The following is a 22,496-nucleotide window of genomic DNA, read 5'->3' on the forward strand; positions in this document are numbered from 1 at the left end:
TTTTCCTGAACCAATCGAGAGAGGTCCACCATGTCCAATGGCACCCTCCTGTCTGCATACCGGTCCATTCGCCTGGCGCGATTGCTGCCTTGCCTGTTCATTCTGCTGGTGTTCTCGACGGCAACACCCGCGGCCGAATCAAGCGATGAATCACCGCTGACGCTGGAACGGGCCGTGTCACTGGCGACATCGGCTGCCGACCCCGCCGTTCAGCAATTCGTGGCCCGCGGCGAGGCACTCGAGAGCGACGCCGTGGCCGATGCCCAGCTGCCGGACCCAATGGTCTCGGCCCAGGTCGTCAACGTGCCGACCGACACCTTCCGGCTGGACCAGGAAGGCATGACCCAGGCCTTGCGACTTGGGCTGCGCCAGGAAATCCCGCCTGGCCGAACGCTGGACATTCGCAGTCGCCAGCGCAGTACGGAAGCCGGGGCCGAGCGCGCGCAAACCGATCTCGCGTTGCGTCGGATCGCGCTGGAGACCCGTCAGGCGTGGTTTGAACTTGCCTGGCAGGACCAGGCTGTCGCGGTACTCCGTAACAGCCGGAATCGAATTGAACAACAGATCGAATCCCTGCAGTCCCGGTTTGCCGCCGGCGGACTGCATTCACAGGCTTTGTTGCGCACTGAACTGGAACTATCCCTGCTCGACGACCGGATTGCCGAACACCGTCGCATGGCCGACCGTGCGCGGGCGGCACTCTCCCGCTACATCGGTAGCGACGCCTATCGCCCCCTGCCCGAGCAGTTGCCGGATTTCGAAGCAACGTCGACCGATCTCGACGAACTGCAGGATCAATTGGTTTCCCATCCTGCCGTCGAAGCCAAGCAAGCCCGGATTGAAGCCGCCGAACTCGGTATCGAACTGGCTGAACAGGCCTACAAGCCCAGACTGGCCATCGAGGCCGGCTACGGCCTTCGATCCGAGCGTCCCGACCTGGCCAGCATCGGGGTGACATTGTCGCTGCCGTTGTTTGCCGAGAATCGGCAGGACAAGCGACACACGGCGGCGGTTCAACGCAGCAGTGCTGCCCAATTCGACCGCGATGCGCTGCTGCTGGACCTCAAGCGCCAGCTCGAACAGGCAGTCGCCGACTGGCAGCGCTACCGGCAACGACTCGACCTTTACGAAAAGGTTGTGGCCGAGCGTGCCAGGGACACGGTCGAGGCTTCGGTCACCACCTATGCAAACGGGCAAACGGACTTTGCCGAACTCATTCGCAGCCAGCTTGCCGATCTGGAAGCGCAGATCAAGCGGGCCGAACTGCAAGCCCGGGCCGGAGCAGCCTGGGCACAGATCCTCTATCTGGCGGGAGAAACATCGTGAACAAGTTGCAAGTCATCGTCATTGCACTGGCGGCTGCCGCCGTCGGCTTTCTGGCGGCCTGGTGGGGTCTGAGCGGCTCCGATTCGGGCAGCCAGGAGGGCTCGGGTGAATCCGGGCGGGAAATCCTCTACTGGGAGGCGCCGATGGACCCGAACTACCGGCGCGATGAGCCCGGCAAGTCACCCATGGGCATGGACCTCGTCCCGGTCTACGCCGACGAAGCGGGCTCGGGGGGCGACCAGGGCCAGCCTTCCATCCGGATCAATCCGACCGTCATCAACAACATCGGCGTCAAGCTCGCCACCGTCGAACGCCGGACCCTGGCGCGCGACATCGACGCCGTGGGCCTGGTCACGCCCGACGGCGGTCACATTGCCCACGTTCATGTCCGTACAGAGGGCTGGATCGAGGTGCTGCATGTCGAAACGGAAGGTGAACGGGTATCGGCCGGAGAGCCCCTGTTCGAGATCTATTCCCCGGCCCTGGTGAGCGCGCAGGAAGAGTACCTGCAGGCAGTGAGAATGGGCAACCAATCGCTCGTTACGGCTTCAAAATCCCGGCTGGCGTCACTGGGCATGCGTGAAGAGCAAGTCCGTGCCCTGCAACAGCGCGGGTCGCCGAACCGACTCTTCACGGTTCACGCCCCCCAGGACGGCCACCTGCTCGAACTCAATATCCGCCAGGGCATGTTCGTGCAACCGGGCACGACCATCATGAGCGTCGCCGACCTGTCCCGGATCTGGGTGGAAGTCGATATTTTCGAGGGACAGGTCAACCGGGTCGAACCGGGTCAGCAGGCCGTCATGCAGCTTCCCTGGGCCGAATCCGGCAATGAATGGCGGGGTGAAGTCGACTACGTCTATCCGAGCATTCGACAGGAGACACGTACCGGGCGCGTGCGCCTGACGTTCGACAATCCCGACCTGACGCTCAAGCCCAACATGTACGCCCGCGTCTCGATCGCGGCCGACCCGCATCCCGACACCCTCGTCGTGCCCACCCAGTCCATCATCCGCACCGGCCAGGGTGAACGCGTCATCCTGGCGCTGGGAGAAGGCCGCTTCCGGCCTGCGGAAGTCGTCACGGGCCTGGAATCCGACGGCGTCACGGAGATCACGGACGGCCTCGCCGAAGGCGAACGGATCGTCGTCTCCAGTCAATTCCTGATCGACTCGGAGGCCAGTGCCGACGCCAGCCTGTTGAGAATGGTCGACGGCGAGGATGCTTCGGATTCTGAAATGGATCACGAGATGGATCATGGCACGGACCAGGAGATGGACCACAGCGCCGAATCAGGATCCGCCGAAGCCATGGATCACGAAGGTCACCAGAACGATGCCGACATGGACCACACGGAGATGGATCATTCCGGACACGATAGCCACGACGAGGACGATGGTGAATCCGGAGGTCGGCCATGATCGGTGCCATCATCCGCTGGTCCATCCGGAACCGCTTTCTGGTTCTGATGCTGTCGGCATTGCTGGCTGCCTGGGGCACCATCGCGATGCTCAAGACGCCGCTGGACGCCATCCCGGACCTGTCGGACGTGCAGGTCATCGTCAAGACGACCTATCCCGGGCAGGCGCCACAGGTGGTCGAAGACCAGGTGACCTATCCGCTGACGACCGCCATGTTGTCGGTGCCCGGCGCCACGACCGTCCGCGGCTACTCTTTCTTCAACGATTCCTTCGTCTACGTCATCTTCGAGGACGGTACCGACCTGTACTGGGCGCGTTCGCGCGTACTCGAATACTTGAGCCAGGTCGCGCCCACCCTGCCCCAGGAGGCCCGCCCTGCGCTGGGCCCGGATGCCACCGGCGTGGGCTGGGTCTATCAGTACGCCCTGATCGATCGAACCGGCCAGCACGATCTGGCCGAGCTGCGCTCGATCCAGGACTGGTTTCTAAAGTATGAGCTGCAGACCGTCGAGGGGGTTTCGGAAGTCGCCTCCATCGGCGGGATGGTCCGCCAGTACCAGGTCGTGGTCGACCCGGACAAGCTGCGCGCCCATGACATTCCCCTGACGCGGGTCCGCGAAGCCATCCAGAGCGGCAATATGGAAACCGGCGGCCGGGTCATCGAAATGGCCGAAGCCGAGTACATGGTCCGCGCCACCGGCTACGTCGACTCGCTCGAAGATATCGAAGCCATTCCCGTGCGTACCACCGACGATGGCGTACCCATACGCATCGGGGACATTGCGAAAGTACAGTTCGGACCGGAATTGCGCCGTGGCGTCGGCGAGCTCAACGGCGAAGGGGAAGCCGTCGGGGGCGTGATCGTCATGCGATTCGGCGAAAACGCCATGGCCACCATCGAGCGGGTGAAGGAAAAGCTGGAAACGCTCAAGGAGGGACTGCCCGAGGGCGTCGAAGTCGTCGAAACCTATGACCGGTCCTCACTGATCAACCGGGCGGTCGACACGCTACGAGAGAAGCTGATCGAGGAATTCATCGTCGTCGCGCTGGTGTGCCTGATCTTCCTGTTTCATTTCCGCTCTTCCCTGGTGATCGTGCTGAGCCTGCCGCTGGGCATTCTCTCGGCATTCATCATCATGCAGATCCAGGGCATCAACGCCAACATCATGTCGTTGGGCGGTATCGCCATCGCCATCGGTGCCATGGTGGACGCTGCCATCGTGATGATCGAGAACTATCACAAACACCTCGAGCACGCCGAAGGCAAACTCGAGGGCGAAGCGCGCTGGAACGCGCTGGCCGATGCAGCCGTGGAAGTCGGTCCGGCACTGTTCTTCTCTTTGCTGATCATCGCACTGAGCTTCGTGCCCATCTTCGCCCTGGAGGCCCAGGAAGGCCGCATGTTCAAACCGCTCGCCTTCACCAAGACCTATGCCATGGCGGCCGCCGCGGGACTGGCAATCACCCTGGTGCCCGTGCTGATGGGATACTTGATCCGCGGGCACATAACACCGGAACACAAGAATCCCATCAATCGCTTCCTGACCTGGGTCTACCGGCCGATCCTTGCAGCCGCCCTGCGCTTCCCGATTTCGACCGTGGCATTGACCCTGATCATCCTCGCCAGTGCCTGGATACCCTACAGTCGCATCGGTAGCGAGTTCATGCCGGAACTGAATGAAGGCGACCTGCTCTACATGCCGAGCGCCTATCCGGCCGCCTCGGCCGGCAAGATGGCGGAAATCCTGGGCCAGACCAATCGTCTGATCATGACGGTGCCGGAGGTCGAAACCGCCTACGCCAAGGCCGGCCGTGCCGACACGGCCACCGACCCCGCACCACTGACCATGATCGAGACCACCATCCGGCTCAAGCCGCGATCTGAATGGCGGGACGGTATGACCATGGACAAGCTCAAGGCCGAACTCGACGAACTGGTCCAGGTACCCAGCCTGACCAATACCTGGATCATGCCGATCAAGAATCGCATCGACATGCTGGCAACCGGCATCAAGACACCCGTCGGGGTCAAGGTATCCGGTGCCGACCTGGAAGTCATCAACCAGATCGGCGAGGACATCGAGGACGTCATTGAAGAAGTGCCGGGTACCGCCTCGGTCTATGCCGACCGCGTGACCGGTGGTCGCTATGTCACAGTCGATGTCCAGCGCGAGGAAGCCGCCCGCTTCGGACTCAACATTCGCGACGTGCACGAAATCGTGCGCTCGGCCGTCGGTGGCATGAGCGTCGGTGAAAGCGTGGACGGACTGGAGCGCTACCCGATCAACCTGCGCTATCCGCGCCACGTTCGCGATTCGCTCGAGGATCTGGACAATCTCACCATCGTCACGCCCAAGGGCGCGCAGATTCCGCTTTCCGCCGTGGCGAATATTGCCGTCGAGACCGGCCCTGGGGTGATCCGGACCGAAAACGCCCGTCTAAACGGCTGGATCTACATCGACGTCAACGACAAGGACCTGGGCGGCTATGTCCAGCGCGCCAAGCGGGCCGTCGCCGAGCAGGTCGAACTGCCGGCCGGCTATTCGCTGGGCTGGTCCGGGCAATACGAGTTCATGCAACGTGCCGCAGACAAGCTCAAGCTGGTGGTGCCGGCCGCGATCGGCATCATCGTCCTGCTGTTGTTCATGAACTTCCGCAATCCGATCTCGGTCCTGATCATCCTGGGAACATTGCCATTGTCACTGGTCGGCAGTTACTGGCTGCTCTACCTGCTGGGCTATAACCAGTCCGTGGCGGTCGGCGCCGGCATGATTGCCCTGGCCGGCGTGGCCGTGGAGATCGGTGTGCTCATGCTCGTTTATCTGGACCAGGCGCTGGCCCGCCACCGCAGCGAAGCCGCAGAAGCGGGACACGCCCTGTCACGGACCGACGTGATGCAGGCCGTCACCGACGGCGCGCTGCTCAGGGTTCGTCCCATCATGATGACCGTGTCGGTGATCATCGCGGGCCTGCTGCCGATCATGCTCGGCCATGGCACGGGCTCGGAGATCATGCGCCGCATCGCCGCCCCGATGGTCGGCGGCATGATCAGCGTCACGATCCTCACACTGCTGGTGGTCCCGACCATTTACTACCTCTGGAAATCCTTCGGACTGAAGTCCACCGGCAACAGGGAGGCACGATCATGAGAATCATCCTGTCATTCATTATTTCCGCCCTTGTTCTGTTCGTGGTCGGATGCGTGGCTTTCTGGGCCATCGCGCTCAATGGACGCGTCGACGTGTCGGCCGACGGCGAGCACTGGGCCCTGACCGAGCGCACGCTGACAACGATTCGCGAAAACGCCGTCGCGCGATCGGCAAGCACGGTCGAGGATGCCACGCCGAGCCTTGAGGATGCGGAAGAACTGCACGCGACGGTTATTGCCTACGAGGACATGTGTGCGACCTGTCACGCAGCGCCGGGACAACCTCCCAGCCTGATCGCGCAAGGGCTCAATCCCGCGCCGCCGGACCTGGCAGAAGTCGCACGTGCGCGATCCTCCGAGGAGATCTTCTGGGTCATCCGCCACGGCATCCGCATGACCGGTATGCCGGCCTGGGGCGAAACCCACGCCGACGAGGACCTCTGGCCCCTGGTCGCATTGATCAAGCGCTTTCCGCAGTTCGAGCCTGGCGAGTATGCCGGCCTGCTCGAGGCTGCGCGCAATGCGGGTGCCCGGCATTCCCACGGCGGGCACGATCATGGCGACAGCGACATGCCCATGGAGTCGGAAGCCGAGCATGACGAACAAGATGACCATTCCCACCCGCAAGACCACCACCAAACGGACGAGTCGTCCGAAGGAGAACACGATCATGACCACTAAACTCACCACAGCCATCATCCTCGCAAGCGCGCTGCTCCTGACCGCCGGGTGCCAGGCACAGTCGGATGATCAGGATTCAGAGCAGGTCCTGAAATCCACCCAGCACGAGATGACGGTCTACCACGACCCCCAGTGCGGCTGCTGCGGAAAATGGGTCGAGCACATGCAGGCCAACGGTTTCGACGTCGAGGAAGTTCCGACAACCGATATGGGTCGCGTCAAACGCGAACATGGGGTGCCGCGCGAACTGCCTTCCTGCCATACCGCGGTGGTCGGCGACTATGTCATCGAAGGCCACGTGCCGGCCGAGGACGTGCTGCGCCTGCTGGCCGAACAGCCCAACGCGCGCGGTCTGAGTGTACCCGGCATGCCCCTCGGTTCACCGGGAATGGAAGTCGACCATCGGCGGATGGCCTATGACGTCGTGCTGTTCAAGGGAGACGGCGAAACCGAAGTGTTCAATCACTACGAAGCCATCGAGTAGGAGTGGACCCATGAGCACGCGGAAGGTCGAAGCCATCGTGCGCTTCAGCGCGCTGGAAGGCGTTGAAGACGCGCTCAAGGAGGCCGGCATCAACGGTCTTACCGTCAGCCCGGTTCGTGGATTCGGGGAATACCGCAATTTCTTCCGCGACGACTGGACCCACCGATTCGCCCGTATCGAGGTATTCACCACGCGCGCCGAGGAGATTGCCGACCTGATCCTGGAAGCCGCTCATACGGGCGCGGCGGGCGACGGGCTGGTCGCCATCGAACCGGTTGATCGGGTCGTGCGGATTCGCGACCGAAAGACCATCGAGAACGGTGAAGGCTGAGAAGGAGAAAAATCATGTCGAATCACGACGCTCACGGACACGCGGGGCACATGCCCGCGAGCGGCCGCGGCATGGTGATTTCCGCCTGGCTAACCGGTGTTTATTTCGTTGTTGAAATGGCCATCGGACTGTGGACCGGATCGGTCGCAGTCATCTCGGACGCCTTCCACACTTTTTCGGCCGTCGGCGGTGTACTGGTTGCAATCGTCGCGGCCCGACTGGCCCGACGTCCCGCGGACGAGGATCGCAGTTTCGGCTGGTACCGGGCCGAACTGATCGGCGCACTGGTCAATGGCGGCTTTCTGCTGGGTATGGCCCTGATCGTGATCGTGATGGGCGGCATGCGCCTGGCAGAGCCCATCGAGCTGCCACCGGCGCCCATGCTTTGGGCGGCTGCGGGCGGCCTGGTCACTGAAATCATATCCCTCGCGCTCATCTGGAAGCAAAGCCGAAGCGATCTCAACGTCAAGGGTGCGCTCTGGCACATCATCCAGACCTTTGTCGGCAGCCTGCTGATCATCGTGACCGCCCTGGTCATCCATTTCACCGGCTTTCTGCTGATCGATCCGATCCTCGGCATGGCTTTTGGTTTCGTACTGCTCTGGGCCAGCTGGGGTGTTCTGAGAGATTCGATGCACCTTTTGATGGAAGGTACCCCTGCCGATGTCGACCTGGCCGACATCACACGCGCGCTCGAAGAACTCCAGGACGTCAAGGACGTCCATCATGTGCACGCCTGGGCGCTGACCAGCGGTCGCCATGTGTTTTCCGCGCACTTGCGGGTCCGCGATGACGGCGATGCATCAGCAGTGCTCAAAACGGCCTACGAAATGCTCAAGTCGAACTATGGCTTTTTCTTCGCCACACTCCAGATCGAACAGGAATGCCTGGACGAATCGGGAGCCGAGGACATCGACATCACTGGAAACAACAACCCAAACCCTCCATAACTCCCGACCTCCATCACGACTACCTTCCTCGTGATGGCACCGACTATTCTGGCCAAGGCTGGCTGAATCCGGCATTGAGGCACTTGCCTCCGCGGCCTTTCCACATCTTGTCCGATTCCGCTCGAAGCCGGAAACGTTTTCACCGTCCGAGGAAACGGGCCAGACAGCAACGTTGATTTCGGTCAACTACGACCCCCGGCAGCCCCGTATGATGGGAATTCATTTGTTCGCCCTGTTCAGGGTGGTCGCGGCAGAGCGTACACGAGCCGGCGCGGGCAGAAGTGCATGATCATGCCGGGGAGGCAGGCCATGAGAGTCGTGCAGGTTGCGGCGGTCATTTTCGTTTTCTGGCTGGTGCTGGCCGTACCTCTGGCGCCGGTCGATCTGGTCTGGGGCGCCCTGGTATCCATACTGGTCGGATTCTGGGCGGCGGAACTCCTCTGGGCCGACGGCGCGCCGGCACTCAGCCTGCGCCGCTTGGCCGGGCTGGTGATCTACACCCTTGAACTGATCCGTTCGATCGTACCAGCCGCGCTCCAGGTGGCCCGCGTCATCCTCCAGCCGACCATGCCCATCGATCCGGTCGTCATCAAGCACCGGATGCGGCTGAACCATGAATTTACCCGGGTCGCCCTGGCCAACTCGATCACTCTCACTCCGGGCACCCATTGCGTCGACAGCGAAAACGGCGTGCTGACAATCCACTGCCTGGACGAGCACTTCGCCAATCCGGTTCGCGACGGCCGGCTCGAAGACCGGATCACCCGGGTGCTCCAGCGGGAGACGATGTCATGACCACTCTCTTATGGGGCACCATCCTGTTTCTGCTGGTCAACGCGTTTGTCTGCCTGTGGCGCGCACTGGCCGGCCCCACCCTGCCCGACCGCATCCTGGCAGCCAACGTCATCGGTACCAAGACCCTTGTGGTGTTGGTGCTGCTCGGCCTCGCCCTCGATCAGGGCCTATGGCTGGATGTCGCGCTGGTCTACGGGCTCTTGAGCTTCACAGTCACCCTGGTGTTCAGCCGGTTTCTCGAGACTGGCCGGATACGCGGGGTGTGGGAATCGAAATGATGGCGGCGATTCAAGCGACCCTGGCCGGCCTTCTCATCGTGGCGGGCGCGGCGTTTTTCTTCATCGGCACCATTGGATTGCTACGCCTGCCCGATTTCTACACCCGGGTGCATGCGGTGACCAAGTGCGATGCACTGGGTGCCGGACTGGTGCTTCTCGGTTTGGCAATCCTGGCTGGCTTCGACGGTAGCGGCATTCGCATCATCGCCCTGATCGCGCTGGTGCTGCTGTCGAGCCCCACCGCCGGCCATGCACTGGCACGCGCCGCGTGGCGGGCCGGTCTTGAACCCTGGTACAGGAAATCCGGTCATGTCGGTCAGTGATCTTTTCGATCTACTCATTCTCGCCCTGCTGATCACCTGCGTGCTCGGCATAGCCCGGGTCCGTGACCTGGCCACGGCAGTCACCCTCTTTGCCATCTACAGTTTCGTGCTGTGCCTGCTGTGGGCCCATCGCGGCGCACCGGACGTGGCCATGACTGAGGCGGCGGTCGGCGCCGGCATCACCGCCGTGCTGTTCTTCACGGCGATCGCGAAAATCGGGCGGCGCGAAAAATGAGGAAATTCCTTGCCCTGGTCCTTATCGCAGCCCTCGGCGCAGTCCTGATCGCCGCCGTCGTTAACCTGCCGGAACCGGGCACTACCGATTCGCCGGTTCATACTCATGTCAGCGCCGGCTACATCAAGGGCGGACACGAAGCCGGCGGCGCCGATAACCTGGTGACAGCCGTCCTGCTCAACTACCGCGCAATCGACACCTTCGGCGAAGTGACGGTGATCTTCACCGCGCTGATCGCCGTCCTGGCAGCCACTTCGCTGGCGGGTCCGACCGAACGCTCCGGCACCCAAAATATCGATCTTAAGACTACCCGGGTACCGGTCAGTCCGGTGGTTTCGTTCGTCGTCAGACTGATGGCCCCCTTCATCGCGACCTTCGCGCTGTTCGTGATGCTCAAGGGCCACGAGTTGCCCGGCGGCGGCTTCCAGGGCGGCGTGGTCCTCGGCGCGATGTTGATCCTGCTGGCCTTGTTCAGCGGCCGGACCGACAAGACCGACGACGAAGAGTTACCGCCCGGTTTGCGCAACTGGATCCGTGCCGCCGGTCCGTTGGTATTCGGTGCGCTGGGGCTCACCGGGCTGGTATTTTCCGGATGGCTGTTCTCGCTTCCCGACCACCCATTCTGGCGCGAGATGGTGATGATCGGCCTGGAACTCGGTATCGGGATCGGCGGCGCGGCGGTTCTGGTCGGATTGTTCCGGGCGCTCAGGGAGGGGTGAAATGAATGTACTTCTGACCCATGTCGATTACATCGCCGCCGTAGCCATATTCCTGGTCGGGCTCTACATTCTTCTGGTCAAGCAGAACCTGCTAAAGAAGATCCTCGGCCTCAACATCATGGAAACGGCCGTATTCGCGTTCATTGTCACTGCCGGCATGACCGACAACGGCGTGCCGCCCCTGCTGGGCCCGGACGCGGTCGGCCCTTTCGCCAGCCCGCTGCCGCATGCGCTGGTACTGACCGGAATCGTCGTGGCCGTCAGCATCACCGCACTCGCACTCGCGCTAATCGTCCGGGTCAAGCGCGAATGCGGGAGCGTGGAACTGAACGAACTGGGCAAAGTCGAGTAAATGAGCGCCGCGGCCCACGGCCTGGCGCTGGTGGTGCTGGTTCCCATCGTGGGCGGCGCCCTGATTCCGGCCCTGTTCCGGCGCTTTCCGACTGCGGCATGGGGGTTCGCGCTGGCTTCGAGTGCGCTCACCCTGGCCATCAGCATTTCACTGATCCGGCGACTGCTCGCTGAAGGCCCGTTCTCATACGCGGCGGGTGGCTGGCCGCCCCCCTACGGCGTGGCATTGCATTTCGACCGCTTCGGCGCCGCCATCGCCGTTTTCAGCATGATCACCCTGCTCGTTCTGATCTTCTCCCGACGCTACATTCCGGCGGTTGTGCCGATTGCCCGCATTCCGCTCTACTACGCGCTGGTGATGATCAACCTGGGCGGCATGAACGGTTTTCTGGTCACCGGGGATCTGTTCAATTTGTTCGTGTTCATGGAAGTGTTTTCGGTATCAGCCTACGCCCTGGTGGCCATGGCGCGCGGGCCCCAGGCCGGCCTGGCCGCTATCAAGTACCTGCTGCTGGGTGCAGTATCGTCGCTACTGGTGCTGTTCGCCATCGGCCTGATCTTCGCCCAGACCGGCACGCTCAACATGGCCGACGCTGCCGGCCGTCTGGACGCCGCGGCGTCGATCGTGCCCACCGCCCTGGCACTGGGAGCGCTGACTATCGGCTTCATGGTCAAGGCGGCACTGTTCCCGCTGCATGTGTGGCTCCCGGATGCCCACGCCAGCGCGCCCGCTCCGGTCAGCGCACTACTCTCCGCGGTGGTCGTGAAGGCAGGCGTAATCGGCATTATCCGCACCCTGCAGACCTTCAGCGATCACGGGTCGCTCCAATTGATGCCACTCCAATCTCTCCTGATATGGCTAGGCGCCATCGCGGTGCTTTGGGGTGCAGTCGCAGCCCTCGTCCAGAGCGACCTCAAGCGTTTGCTGGCCTATTCGACCGTCACCAACATCGGTTATATCTTCATCGGTCTCGGCATCGGCTCGGCCACTGCCGCCAGTGGCGCCGCGGTGCATATAATCAACCATGCCGTGATCAAGGCCGCCCTCTTTCTGGCCGCCGGCGCCCTCATCCACCAGAGCGGGCTCCGTCATATCGACGACCTGCGCGGTCTGGGCGAGCGCATGCCGCTCTCGGCCCTGGCGCTCGGTGTCGCGCTGCTGGCAGTGGCCGGCGTACCGCCGACGGCCGGCTTCGTGGGCAAGTGGCAGATTGGCCTCGGCGCGCTGGAGACCGGGCGTCCGTTACTCATGGGGGTCGTCATCGTCGGTGGTCTGCTTGTACTGACCTACGGCGTGCGTATCATCAACACCCTGTTCTTCCGGCCGCCGCTGCATGTCCGCGTGGTCACCTCCCGGGAAGCTCCGCCCTCCATGCTGGCAGCGATACTGCTCCTGGCCGCCAGCAGCTTCCTGCTCGGTCTGGCCGGCAAACCGATGCTCGATTTCGTCGCCCCGGCGATCCTGCCCCTGACCGACACCGGCTGAGCCATGCCGATCGAACTGCATGATCTTCGCCCCGTTCTCGCGCCCCTCATCTCGGCACTGTGCGCCGGCGGCGTGTTCGTCATGGGGACGAGCGGGCGCTGGCGCGCCATCTGGAGCCTGGCGGCAGCCGGACTCAAGTTCGTCATCGTATGGTCCATGCTGCCGGGCACTCTGGCGGGTTCGGTCTACATCTTCCGGGTCGGTGAAATCCTACCCGGGCTGTCAATCGCCTTCCGGGTCGATGCATTCGGCCTCTTTTATGCCCTGGTCACTGCCACGCTGTGGGTGCTGACCACGGTCTACGCGCTCGCCTACATGAAAGGCAGCCATGCGCTCAAGCGCTTTTTCGGCTTCTTCGCGCTGTGCATCTCGACCACCGTGGCAATCGCCTTCGCCGAAAACCTCTTCACCCTGTTTCTTTTCTACGAACTGCTTACCGTCTGCACCTATCCCCTGGTCATTCACGACCAGGATGCCGAAGCGCGCCGGGCCGGCCGCAAGTACCTTGCCTATACCCTTTGCGGCGGCGCCGTGATTCTGGCCGGCATGCTGCTGGTCTTCCATTCCGCCGGCACACTCAGCCTGGCCGAAGGCGGCATCCTCGGCGATGTCGACGACCATCGTGTGTTGCTCCTGATCTTCCTCACCCTGGTCGGGGGGTTCGGCGTCAAGGCGGCGATCATGCCGTTGCATGCCTGGTTGCCCGCCGCCATGGTGGCGCCGACGCCGGTCAGTGCATTGCTGCATGCTGTCGCCGTGGTCAAGGCCGGGGCATTCGGCGTGGTGCGGGTCCTCTATGACGTGTTCGGCGTGAATCTGCTCAAGAGCCTGGGATTCGCCACCTGGCTGGGCTACCTGGCCGGCTTCACGATCATTGCCGGCTCCATCATGGCCCTGCGCCAGAACCGGCTCAAGGCCAGGCTGGCGTGGTCGACCATCAGCCAGCTGTCCTACATCCTTCTGGCCGCTTCCCTGCTGACCCCGGCTGCGGCACTGGCGGCCATCATCCACCTGGCCAACCAGGCCTTCACCAAGATCACCATGTTCTTCGTCGCCGGCGCCATCGAGCACAACACCGGCAAAACACACATCGACCAACTCGACGGAATCGGCTACCGCATGCCGTGGACCATGGCCGCGTTCACCATCGCCGGACTGAGCTTCATGGGCGTGCCCCTGCTGGCCGGCTTCATTACCAAATGGTATCTCTCGCTGGGTGCCCTTGCGGCCGACAGCGGCGGATTCGTCGCGCTGATGGCACTCAGCGGTCTACTCAATGCCGCCTACTGGCTGCCGATTATCTATCGCGCCTACTTCCGTGAAACCGGCATTCCGCAACTGCGTGAGGAAACACCCTGGATGCTGCTGGCACCGATCGGAATCTGCGCCGGTTACGTCATTCTGCTCGGAACAGGCGCGCAGGCCCCGCTGATGCCATTTTCACTGGCCGAATCGGCTGTGCGCCTCGCCTTCGGCTTGGAAGGAGGCATCCCATGACCCTGACCTCGCTGCTGCCACTGATCGCGTTGGCACTGCCGATTATCGGTGGTCTGGCGGCCCTGGGAGCCGGTCGACGCAACCGGCGTCTGGGCATTGCCGTGGTTGCCGGGACGGCCGTTACGACATTCCTGATCACCGCGCTCCTGGCGCTGGCGGCAAAAGACGGCCTCCTCAGAGAAATGACGCTGGTCCAGATCGCACCGCCGGTGTGGATCGTTTTCCGGATCGACCCGCTCGGCACCCTGTTCGCGGCCACCGTCTCGGGACTTTTCCTCCTCGCCCTGATCTACGCCTTCGGCTATCTGCCGGATGACCGCAGGCAGTGGCGGTTTCATGCCTTCGCCATGGCCTGCCAGGGCTGCATGATCGGGGTAGCCTTCGCCGGCAACCTGGTCACGCTGCTCGTCTTCTATGAGCTGTTCTCGCTCCTCAGCTATCCCCTGATCACGCACGATCGGACACGGGTGGCCGTCGCTGCCGGCCTGAAGTACCTGGTCTACATCATCACCGGTGGCGCCTTTGTATGGGCCGGCATCATTCTGGTCTTTCACCTCGGCGGCGAGATCCGGTTCCTTCCGGGCGGCCTGGCGGATATCAACGGTTCGCCCGGCCTCGTGCTCGCCACTTTCGCCTGCCTGGTCACAGGCTTCGGCGTCAAGGCGGCGCTGATGCCGCTGCACGGCTGGGTGCCGGATGCACATCCGGCCGCCCCGGCCCCGTTCTCGGCCGTGCTTTCCGGGGTGATGGTGGCCACCGGCGTCTTCGGCATCCTGCGGGTGATGTTTGAAATCTTCGGCGTGTCGCGCCTGATTGAGATGGGGGTACTGCCGTGGCTGGGTGGAATCGCCGGCGCAAGCGTTCTTCTGGCCGCGGCACGAGCCGTCGGCGAGGACGATCTCAAACGCCGACTGGCCTGGTCGACCATCAGCCAGATGGCCTATGTGCTCATGGCCGTTTCGACAATCGGCGGCCAGGCGGTGACCGGCGCGTTCGTCCACATTACCCATCATGCCTTTCTCAAGGGCGGGCTGTTCTTCTGCGCCGGGCTGGTCGCGACCGTCACCGGTGCAACCCGGATCAGCCAGCTCCGGGGGCTGGCACAACGCATGCCGGTAACCTCCCTGGCGCTGACCGTTCTGGCCCTCGGCCTGGTGGGTATTCCACCCCTGTCGGGATTCATCAGCAAGTGGCTGCTCGGCCTGGGACTGGCCGACGCCGGCGCCATGGTCCGGCTGGGTGTAATGCTTGCCGGCGCCCTGCTCGCGGCCGTCTACCTGTGGCCGATCATCTACCGGATCTGGCTGCCCACCGATGATCCGCGGTTCGCCCATAGCCACAGCCGCGAAGCTTCCGGGTGGATGCTGGGCATACTGATCGCAACCGGAATGCTGGCCGTAATCCTGGGAACGGCGGCCACCCTGCCGGGCTTCCCCCTCGACCTGGCGAAGAACGCTGCACAGTGGCTCGTGGAGCCGCCGCCATGATGTTTTCCACCGAACTCCTTCTGCCCCTGGTGGTTCTGCTGCCACTGGTCGCGGCACTGACGCTGGCCTGCGTCCGCATCGGGAAACGCCGTCTGGCGATGGTAGCGGTCACTACTTCCGGGCTGACCCTGGCAGGCGTGATCGTGCTGGTTCCGGATGTGCTGGCGTCCGGGCGCCTGACCTGGTCGCTGCCGGCCCTGACCGGACGATTCGAACTGACCGCCGATGCCATCAGCCTGCTGTTTGCCCTGAGCGGCGCCTTCGTATGGTTCTGCGCCACTGTCTACGCGACCGCTTACCTGTCCGACGACACTGGCCGGAAACGCTTCCAGGCGACCAGCCTGTTCGTGCTCTCGGCCAATCTCGGCGTCGTGCTCGCCGGCAACCTGCCGACCCTGTATGTCTGCTTCGAATTGCTCGGGCTCGCCGCCCTGCTCCTGGTCATTCATGATGGCAGCGAGAAAGCGCGCAAGGCCGGCATCAAGTACTTCTGGATGACCCTGATCGGAGGGTTCTTTCTGCTGGCCGGGATCCTGCTGGTCCGCGCCATGGCCGGCTCCGATAGCATCGAACCGCTCCCGCCCGGCGCCGGATCGCCCGTGATGCTGTGGACGGCCTTCGTCCTGCTCCTGATCGGGTTCGGAGTCAAGGCTGGCATGGTGCCGTTGCACACCTGGCTTCCCGACGCACATCCCGCGGCACCGGCCCCGGCCAGCGCACTTTTATCCGGCGTCATGATCAAGACAGGCGCCTACGGCATATTCCGCATGGTGCATGTCATCTTCCGCCCCGAAGGTGGTGTGGAATCGGCGCTCTCGGCCTGGGCGCTGAATGCCCGATTGGGCCTCATCGTGCTATGGCTGGGTATCGCCACAATGCTTGTCGGGGTGATTCTCGCGCTCGGCCAGCATCATGCCAAACGCATGCTGGCCTGGCACAGCGTCAGCCAGATGGGATTCGTCCTGACCGGAATCGGCGCCGGTGTCTGGCTGGGAAGCGAGGGCGCCATGGGCACCGCCGGCGGCCTGCTGCATGTAGTCAACCACGCGCTGTTCAAGGCCAGCCTGTTTCTCGGCGCCGGGGTCGTGGCGCTCCATGCCGGCACCGCCGACATGTACCGGCTGGGCGGGCTGTGGCGGAGGATGCCGGTAACCTTCACCTGCATGCTCGTGGCCGCGGCCGGCATCACCGGCATTCCCCTGTTCAACGGCTTCGTCAGCAAGTGCCTGATTCACCATGCCCTGGTGGAGGGAGCCGCCCGGGAAGGCGGTGATTGGCTCGTGGTCGCAGAGTGGATTTTCCTGGCCACCTGTGCCGGCACGGTGGCTTCCTTCGTCAAACTGATCGGGCTGGTCTTCGTCCGTGCATCCCGACAGCCCCCGCCCCAACCCGTGCGTGACGCCACCGGTCCGATGTCGACGGCCATGATCCTGCTCACCATCCCGATCATTGTCATCGGACTGCAGCCCGGCATCGTCCTCGAGGGGCTGATCGTTCCGGGACTGAAGACGCTTGCCATTCCGGCCGAGCCGGTCGGACATTACCTCGACACCTACTACCTCGGCCCATCGGACCTGCGCTCATTCGGCACCGTGCTGGTCGGTGGCATCGCGCTGTTTGCCGTCGGCACCCGACTGGGGCTGTTCAAACTGGCCGCGCCGGCCTGGTTCGGGGTCGACATCTGGTATCGCCGGGCCGCCGTGACTTTCGTGATCCTCTGCCGTCATGGGGGAAAACGTGCCGCCGGCCTCCGGGTCACACGCCCCCAACCGAAACGAATCAAACGCACGCGCTCCCTGCCCGGACAAATGCTGACCGTTCTTGACGAGCGCCTTTCGGCGATTGATGGAACACGTGCCAGGCGCAATACTCTTTACGCCCGACTCGACGAACTGCGCGACAGTATCGTTCGCGCCGCTGTCGACGAATCCCGCCTGCGTACGCGGGGGCAGAGAAAAGCCGAATCGGTGCGCGCCGACCGTCACCTTAACGCCACCCGGATGATGGCCGGCCTGATCGCTACCCGCCTGCTCGAACGGACCATGGCGCTCACCGCCGATGACAATGCTGACCGGTCGGTATCCACGGCAATCGAGAAAATCGGGACAGAACGCGACGACTTCGCCCGCATGGCTGCCGACGCCGCCGAAACCTGGCTCGAAGGCGGAGATCCCGGAAAGTTGCTTGAAGCCGGCAGGGTGGACCCGGAGCGGGATGCCGGACCCCGCCCGTCCACTGCCGCCAATCGGGATTGGTGGACCGAACTGTGCGAGTTCATCTTCCGCCCCGCTGTGCGCCACTGGCCAGCAACCGAGCGCTCGGATGACGCTTCATTGACAAGAGCGATACGTGCCCTGCTCGAACGCACCACGCGCGATCCGAGTTTGGGACTGGGCCTGGCCTTCCTTCTCCTGCTGGCCCTGAGTGCAAGCTCCATTTTGATCTGACCGGATTTCAATTTGATGCAGTTGCTCCGCTTACAACGATCGAGTATCAAGCCCTGGAGCTCATGGCTGTTGATCTTTTCAGAAATGCCCGATCAGTACGTGATTTACGGTGGTGCTTCATTCCTGCTTTCCGGCTCCTGGCTGACTCGGGGAATAGGCAAAGGGGAGGAACATGCACCCGCTCACGCCTGTCAAAATAAATGACGATCGAAATTGCAGACGCATGGCCTGTATTCCATCCACAACCAAGCCCGAAGGAGATCGAATCATGAGAAACCTGATCATTATCACGACAATATCGCTTTTCCTGGCCCAACCCGTCGCTCTGGCTGGTGACGAAGACCAACCGAAAGACGACGAAGGCATGCAAGAAATGAGCATGCAGGACAAGATGAACAAGGGCATGATGAGCGGCGACGGCATGCAAAAACGCATGAAGAAAATGCGCGAAACCATGCAGCAAATCCACAACACGGAAGATCCGGATGAGCGCCGGAAGCTCATGCAGGAACACATGCGCCAGATGCACGAGGCCATGGGCCAAATGCAGGGCATGAGTCAGCACCGCAAGGAGATGCATCAGAAGATGAAGGAGATGGATGGCGAGCGCTGCCAGAAAATGATGAAAATGCACTCAAAGATGCACCAGGGCATGATGCAACAAATGGAAGCCCACATGAAAGCGCACGAAAACCACAAGGAAAACTAAGCACTTTGCGCAGTCCTGCGCATTCCGATGTTACCGGAATGTGCAGGACTCCTGCATGCCATCGACACAACCATTCCCTCCAGCCGGCTTCTGTCCAACCAACCGGCACCTGCCACCCCGGCAAATTTCGATCTCTCGAGTCCCTTGCTCGCCTGACCCGTCCGATTCGGCGATAATCTGCAGGCATGGAGAAATCAAAGCCTGCCCGCTCCTGGACCTTGAAGCGAACGCTCACACTTGCGATTGCAGCACTCGTCCTCGGCTATCTGGCCACGGCTGTCTGGCACCTCCACAAACCGTTGCCGAAAGGCGTGAATATGGCCGCCCCCTGGCGCCCTGCCACCTCGGTTCGCTTTCATGCCGATTCGACCTGGCTGGATGCCGAGGGTCAGCAACACAACGAGCGAGAGATTTTCGATGCGGCCTTCGCCATGATCGAGCGGGCCGAAACGCTCGTGATCAGCGACTTCTTCCTGCTCAACCAGTTCGCCGGCCGGGCCGGTGACGGATACCGCCCGCTGTCGACACAACTGGTCAATGCCCTGGTCACCGAACGCCAAACGCACGATTCGCTGCGTGCGGTGCTGATCACCGACCCTTTCAACGACCTCTACGACGGCGTCGACCAGCCGCTGTTCGCCGAACTCGAGCGGGCGGGCGTCGAGGTCATCGAGACGGACCTGAAGCGACTGCGCGATCCCAATCCGATCTGGTCGGCAGCGTGGCGCATCTGCTGCCAGTGGTTCGGCAACGGTCATCGCGGCGGCTGGCTGCCCAATCCGGTCGGTGAGGGGAAAGTCACGCTCAGAACCTACCTGACCATGCTCAATTTCAAGGCCAATCATCGCAAGACCCTGGTTGTCGACAGCGAGAACGGAGCGGAGGGCCTGGTCACCTCAGCCAACCCGCACGACGCCAGCAGCCGGCACGACAACATTGCCGTCACCTTCGACGGGCCAGCAGTGGGCGACCTGCTCGAGACCGAACGTGCCGTCGTACGCTTCTCGACCGGGCGCGAACCCGACTGGCCGACGCTGGCCTTCGAGACCTCCAGGCCCGCCATGGCCGAAGTGCGCGTCCTGACCGAAGCGGCCATTCGCGAGGCTGCGCTTGCCATGATCGATTCGGCAGAAGCTGGGGATTCGCTGGACTTGCTGATGTTCTATCTTTCTCACCGTGAAATCATCGAGTCACTGATCGAGGCCCATGAACGGGGCGCGACCCTACGCGTTCTGCTCGACCCCAACGAGGACGCCTTCGGACGCAAAAAGAACGGCGTACCCAACCGGCAGGTTGCCTGGGAACTGCACGAGGCCGGCATTCCCATACGCTGGTGCAATACCCGGGGCGAACAGTGCCACGGCAAGATGCTGATCTTGCGTCCGGGCAGCGGACCCGATCGGGTGCTTGCCGGTTCGGCCAATTTCACGCGGCGAAACCTCGATAACTACAATCTGGAAACCAATATCGAATTGCGCATGGACACCGATGTGGAAGCCATGCAAGCCATCATCGTGTTCTTCGAGGAGCGCTGGTCGAATCAGCCCGATCGTATCCACAGCCTGCCCTATGAGCGTTACGCCGACCACTCCCACATGCGTTACTGGCAATATAGGATCATGGAAGCGACGGGGCTATCGACGTTCTGAGGGAGATCGAGAGCAAATGCAATCCGTAGAACAAGACTTGAAATGGGTCACCCATGCAAGACTCGCATTCGCGATCATTGCCGCGACCTACTGGCTTACGTTATGGCTGCCCCCTCTGCCCGGAAGCTGGATACTGAAATTTACACCGATGCTGATCGCCGCTGCCGCGCTGGCGATATTGCTAAAGCCGGCCGCGGCCGTTCCGATGGCCATCGGATTCGTCGCTGCAGCCGGTGGAGACATCTTCCTGGCATTTGATCGCAACCACTACTTCACCTCCGGCCTGGCTTGCTTCCTGGTCACCCAAATCGCCTACTCGATGGCGTTCGTCCGGCATCGCAGGACATTCATGCAGCGGTGGCCATGGTGGCTACCGGTGATCGCCTTCGGCCTGACCGTGCTCGCCTTGATGTGGCCGTCCCTGGGAAACGACCGCATACCGGTCGCTGTCTATGTCGCTGCATTGGTCTTCATGGCCGTATCAGCCACAACCGTGGAGAAGCGGCCCGGTCGATTGTTCGCTGGCGCGGCCCTGTTCGTGGTGTCGGATGCACTGATCGGAATCACCCGTTTCGTGGCCGATTTCTCCTACTCGGTGCAGATCATCATTGCCATCTACGCACTCGCGCAATACCTCATATTCACGGGTGCGATCGAGGCCATGCCGAAACGTCTAGAGCGCTGAGGCGCTATCCTCTGGACCCGTGAACGTCGTCCCCAACCACATGAAGTTCCTGCGGCCGCGCATCGGCCTGATCGCCGGGCTTGCAGCTTTCGTGGCGATACTGCTGCTGCCGGCGCCGGATGGTATGCCCGACACCGCCTGGCAGGTTGCAGCTGTCGCCGCACTGATGGTGGTGTGGTGGATCAGCGAGGCACTGCCCATTGCCGCCACCGCCCTGTTGCCGATCGTTCTGTTTCCGGTGCTCGGCGTAACCGATATCGCCGGGGCGACGACGCCTTTCGCCAATCCCCTGATCTACCTTTTCCTCGGCGGCTTCATCATTGCCCTGGGGATGGAGCGATCGGGCCTGCACAGGCGCATCGCGATCAACATCATCCGCGGCGTCGGCACGAAGCCGACGGCGATCATTGCCGGCTTCATGCTGGCCGCGGCCTTCCTGAGCATGTGGGTGTCGAATACGGCCACGGCCATGATGATGCTGCCCATCGCGCTTTCGGTCACTGACCTGGCCGACATCGACAAGGATCGGGACCATCGCTCCGCATTCGCCCTGGTATTGCTGCTCGCACTGGCTTACGCCTGCAATATCGGTGGCCTCGGCACCCTGATCGGTACACCGCCCAATGCCCTGCTGGCCGCCTGGCTGCTCGACAACCACGGCGTCGAGATCGGCTTTTCCCAGTGGATGCTGGTCGGCCTGCCCCTGGTGATCGTCGCCCTTCCCCTCGTCTTCCTGCTGCTGACCCGCGTGCTTTTTCCGTTGCGCGTCTACCAGTTTCCGGGGGGCGATGAATTGATCCGCAACGAACTGGCCCGATCCGGGCGCACGGACCGCGCCGAGAAGCAGGTCGCTGTCATCTTCGTGCTCACTGCCGGACTGTGGATTGGTCGCCCGCTTCTCGAGACTTTTCTTCCCGGCCTGTCGGATACCGGCATCGCCATCTTCGGCGCCCTGCTACTGTTCATCGTGCCGATCGACTGGCGCGAGTGGCGTTTCGTGCTCTCCTGGCGGGACACCGCTCGCCTGCCCTGGGAAGTGTTGATTCTGTTCGGCGGGGGCTTGAGCCTGGCGGCCGGCATCAGCGATTCGGGCCTGGCCGAATGGATCGGACAAGTCTTCCAGCAGCTGGATGGCCTGTCCGTTGTGGTGCTGATCGGGCTAGTCGTCGGCGCGGTCATCCTCCTGACGGAAGTGACCAGCAACACGGCCACTGCCGCGGCTTTCCTGCCGATCCTCGGCTCCGTCGCCGTAGGCATGGGACTCGACCCGATCGTACTCGCCGCACCCGCGGCGGTCGCCGCCAGCTGTGCATTCATGCTGCCGGTCGCCACGCCACCGAATGCCATCGTCTACGGCAGCGGTCTGGTGACGATCCCGCAAATGGCGCGCGCCGGCCTGGTCATCAATCTGGTGATGGTCATTGTGGTCACAGGGCTGATGTACGCGTTGCTGGGCCGGGTATTCGCCGCCGACCTCATTCCGGGTTGAACCCG

21 protein-coding genes are annotated in these 22,496 nt (G+C 62.8%); all 21 read left to right on the forward strand.

The window, feature by feature from the left end:
- Window positions 1-30: 30 nt before the first annotated feature.
- The 21 genes from DZK26_RS07980 to DZK26_RS08080 all read left to right on the forward strand — a co-directional run bounded on the left by DZK26_RS07980 (window position 31) and on the right by DZK26_RS08080 (window position 22,491).
- A complete protein-coding gene (locus DZK26_RS07980) occupies window positions 31-1,326 on the forward strand; it encodes a TolC family protein (protein WP_116897645.1) in 1,296 nt (431 codons plus the stop codon).
- Entirely contained in the window at window positions 1,323-2,747 is a 1,425-nt protein-coding gene (locus DZK26_RS07985; RefSeq protein WP_116897646.1) for an efflux RND transporter periplasmic adaptor subunit, read from the forward strand. Before DZK26_RS07980 ends, DZK26_RS07985 begins: the two co-directional genes overlap by 4 nt.
- The gene (locus tag DZK26_RS07990) at window positions 2,744-5,896 is read left to right on the forward strand and encodes an efflux RND transporter permease subunit (RefSeq protein WP_116897647.1); all 3,153 of its coding nucleotides are present in this window, start codon (window positions 2,744-2,746) and stop codon (window positions 5,894-5,896) included. The genes DZK26_RS07985 and DZK26_RS07990 overlap by 4 nt, the downstream gene beginning before the upstream one ends.
- Window positions 5,893-6,576: a cytochrome c gene (locus DZK26_RS07995; RefSeq protein WP_116897648.1), complete on the forward strand. Its 684-nt coding sequence runs from the start codon at window positions 5,893-5,895 to the stop codon at window positions 6,574-6,576. Before DZK26_RS07990 ends, DZK26_RS07995 begins: the two co-directional genes overlap by 4 nt.
- On the forward strand, window positions 6,566-7,060 hold the full coding sequence (locus tag DZK26_RS08000) for a DUF411 domain-containing protein (protein WP_116897649.1): 495 nt from the start codon (window positions 6,566-6,568) through the stop codon (window positions 7,058-7,060). Before DZK26_RS07995 ends, DZK26_RS08000 begins: the two co-directional genes overlap by 11 nt.
- A gap of 10 nt (window positions 7,061-7,070) precedes the next feature.
- Complete coding sequence (locus DZK26_RS08005; protein ID WP_116897650.1) at window positions 7,071-7,391, forward strand: P-II family nitrogen regulator; 321 nt, start codon at window positions 7,071-7,073, stop codon at window positions 7,389-7,391.
- A gap of 14 nt (window positions 7,392-7,405) precedes the next feature.
- The gene (locus tag DZK26_RS08010; RefSeq protein WP_116897651.1) at window positions 7,406-8,341 is read left to right on the forward strand and encodes a cation diffusion facilitator family transporter; all 936 of its coding nucleotides are present in this window, start codon (window positions 7,406-7,408) and stop codon (window positions 8,339-8,341) included.
- A 309-nt stretch (window positions 8,342-8,650) separates the two neighbouring features.
- Window positions 8,651-9,136 carry a Na+/H+ antiporter subunit E gene (locus DZK26_RS08015; RefSeq protein WP_181918313.1) on the forward strand — a complete coding sequence of 162 codons (486 nt, stop codon included), beginning with the start codon at window positions 8,651-8,653 and terminating at the stop codon, window positions 9,134-9,136.
- Window positions 9,133-9,414, forward strand: coding sequence for a monovalent cation/H+ antiporter complex subunit F (locus DZK26_RS08020; RefSeq protein ID WP_116897653.1), 282 nt, complete (start codon window positions 9,133-9,135; stop codon window positions 9,412-9,414). The genes DZK26_RS08015 and DZK26_RS08020 overlap by 4 nt, the downstream gene beginning before the upstream one ends.
- Entirely contained in the window at window positions 9,414-9,737 is a 324-nt protein-coding gene (gene mnhG / locus DZK26_RS08025; RefSeq protein WP_116897717.1) for a monovalent cation/H(+) antiporter subunit G, read from the forward strand. The genes DZK26_RS08020 and mnhG overlap by 1 nt, the downstream gene beginning before the upstream one ends.
- On the forward strand, window positions 9,724-9,972 hold the full coding sequence (locus DZK26_RS08030; RefSeq protein WP_116897654.1) for a hydrogenase subunit MbhD domain-containing protein: 249 nt from the start codon (window positions 9,724-9,726) through the stop codon (window positions 9,970-9,972). The genes mnhG and DZK26_RS08030 overlap by 14 nt, the downstream gene beginning before the upstream one ends.
- Entirely contained in the window at window positions 9,969-10,691 is a 723-nt protein-coding gene (gene mbhE, locus DZK26_RS08035; protein ID WP_116897655.1) for a hydrogen gas-evolving membrane-bound hydrogenase subunit E, read from the forward strand. Before DZK26_RS08030 ends, mbhE begins: the two co-directional genes overlap by 4 nt.
- 1 nt (window position 10,692) lies before the next feature.
- The gene (locus tag DZK26_RS08040; RefSeq protein ID WP_116897656.1) at window positions 10,693-11,043 is read left to right on the forward strand and encodes a cation:proton antiporter subunit C; all 351 of its coding nucleotides are present in this window, start codon (window positions 10,693-10,695) and stop codon (window positions 11,041-11,043) included.
- The gene (locus DZK26_RS08045; protein ID WP_116897657.1) at window positions 11,044-12,528 is read left to right on the forward strand and encodes a complex I subunit 5 family protein; all 1,485 of its coding nucleotides are present in this window, start codon (window positions 11,044-11,046) and stop codon (window positions 12,526-12,528) included.
- 3 nt (window positions 12,529-12,531) lie between these two features.
- Window positions 12,532-14,025, forward strand: coding sequence for a proton-conducting transporter membrane subunit (locus tag DZK26_RS08050; protein ID WP_116897658.1), 1,494 nt, complete (start codon window positions 12,532-12,534; stop codon window positions 14,023-14,025).
- Window positions 14,022-15,512 carry a complex I subunit 5 family protein gene (locus DZK26_RS08055; protein WP_116897659.1) on the forward strand — a complete coding sequence of 497 codons (1,491 nt, stop codon included), beginning with the start codon at window positions 14,022-14,024 and terminating at the stop codon, window positions 15,510-15,512. Before DZK26_RS08050 ends, DZK26_RS08055 begins: the two co-directional genes overlap by 4 nt.
- Window positions 15,509-17,959, forward strand: coding sequence for a complex I subunit 5 family protein (locus tag DZK26_RS08060; RefSeq protein WP_147306617.1), 2,451 nt, complete (start codon window positions 15,509-15,511; stop codon window positions 17,957-17,959). Before DZK26_RS08055 ends, DZK26_RS08060 begins: the two co-directional genes overlap by 4 nt.
- A 268-nt stretch (window positions 17,960-18,227) precedes the next feature.
- The gene (locus DZK26_RS08065; protein ID WP_116897661.1) at window positions 18,228-18,668 is read left to right on the forward strand and encodes a hypothetical protein; all 441 of its coding nucleotides are present in this window, start codon (window positions 18,228-18,230) and stop codon (window positions 18,666-18,668) included.
- Window positions 18,669-18,853: 185 nt separating this feature from the next.
- Window positions 18,854-20,317 (forward strand): phospholipase D-like domain-containing protein, encoded by a 1,464-nt coding sequence (locus DZK26_RS08070; RefSeq protein ID WP_116897662.1) that lies wholly within the window; start codon window positions 18,854-18,856, stop codon window positions 20,315-20,317.
- Window positions 20,318-20,333: 16 nt separating this feature from the next.
- Window positions 20,334-21,002 (forward strand): lysoplasmalogenase, encoded by a 669-nt coding sequence (locus DZK26_RS08075; protein WP_258870830.1) that lies wholly within the window; start codon window positions 20,334-20,336, stop codon window positions 21,000-21,002.
- A 19-nt stretch (window positions 21,003-21,021) separates the two neighbouring features.
- Entirely contained in the window at window positions 21,022-22,491 is a 1,470-nt protein-coding gene (locus DZK26_RS08080) for a DASS family sodium-coupled anion symporter (protein ID WP_258870831.1), read from the forward strand.
- Window positions 22,492-22,496 lie beyond the last annotated feature (5 nt).

This window comes from Wenzhouxiangella sp. 15190 (assembly GCF_003417465.1).
In the GTDB taxonomy this organism is placed as follows: domain Bacteria; phylum Pseudomonadota; class Gammaproteobacteria; order Xanthomonadales; family Wenzhouxiangellaceae; genus Wenzhouxiangella.

Coding starts and splice junctions, on each gene's coding strand:
- DZK26_RS08065 (WP_116897661.1), top strand. CDS start 18,228: ATGAGAAACCTGATCATTATCACGACAATATCGCTTTTCCTGGCCCAA.
- DZK26_RS08010 (WP_116897651.1), top strand. CDS start 7,406: ATGTCGAATCACGACGCTCACGGACACGCGGGGCACATGCCCGCGAGC.
- DZK26_RS08000 (WP_116897649.1), top strand. CDS start 6,566: ATGACCACTAAACTCACCACAGCCATCATCCTCGCAAGCGCGCTGCTC.
- DZK26_RS08020 (WP_116897653.1), top strand. CDS start 9,133: ATGACCACTCTCTTATGGGGCACCATCCTGTTTCTGCTGGTCAACGCG.
- DZK26_RS08045 (WP_116897657.1), top strand. CDS start 11,044: ATGAGCGCCGCGGCCCACGGCCTGGCGCTGGTGGTGCTGGTTCCCATC.
- DZK26_RS08060 (WP_147306617.1), top strand. CDS start 15,509: ATGATGTTTTCCACCGAACTCCTTCTGCCCCTGGTGGTTCTGCTGCCA.
- DZK26_RS08005 (WP_116897650.1), top strand. CDS start 7,071: ATGAGCACGCGGAAGGTCGAAGCCATCGTGCGCTTCAGCGCGCTGGAA.
- DZK26_RS08050 (WP_116897658.1), top strand. CDS start 12,532: ATGCCGATCGAACTGCATGATCTTCGCCCCGTTCTCGCGCCCCTCATC.
- DZK26_RS07990 (WP_116897647.1), top strand. CDS start 2,744: ATGATCGGTGCCATCATCCGCTGGTCCATCCGGAACCGCTTTCTGGTT.
- DZK26_RS08070 (WP_116897662.1), top strand. CDS start 18,854: ATGGAGAAATCAAAGCCTGCCCGCTCCTGGACCTTGAAGCGAACGCTC.
- DZK26_RS08055 (WP_116897659.1), top strand. CDS start 14,022: ATGACCCTGACCTCGCTGCTGCCACTGATCGCGTTGGCACTGCCGATT.
- mnhG (WP_116897717.1), top strand. CDS start 9,414: ATGGCGGCGATTCAAGCGACCCTGGCCGGCCTTCTCATCGTGGCGGGC.
- mbhE (WP_116897655.1), top strand. CDS start 9,969: ATGAGGAAATTCCTTGCCCTGGTCCTTATCGCAGCCCTCGGCGCAGTC.
- DZK26_RS08015 (WP_181918313.1), top strand. CDS start 8,651: ATGAGAGTCGTGCAGGTTGCGGCGGTCATTTTCGTTTTCTGGCTGGTG.
- DZK26_RS08075 (WP_258870830.1), top strand. CDS start 20,334: ATGCAATCCGTAGAACAAGACTTGAAATGGGTCACCCATGCAAGACTC.
- DZK26_RS07995 (WP_116897648.1), top strand. CDS start 5,893: ATGAGAATCATCCTGTCATTCATTATTTCCGCCCTTGTTCTGTTCGTG.
- DZK26_RS07980 (WP_116897645.1), top strand. CDS start 31: ATGTCCAATGGCACCCTCCTGTCTGCATACCGGTCCATTCGCCTGGCG.
- DZK26_RS08040 (WP_116897656.1), top strand. CDS start 10,693: ATGAATGTACTTCTGACCCATGTCGATTACATCGCCGCCGTAGCCATA.
- DZK26_RS08030 (WP_116897654.1), top strand. CDS start 9,724: ATGTCGGTCAGTGATCTTTTCGATCTACTCATTCTCGCCCTGCTGATC.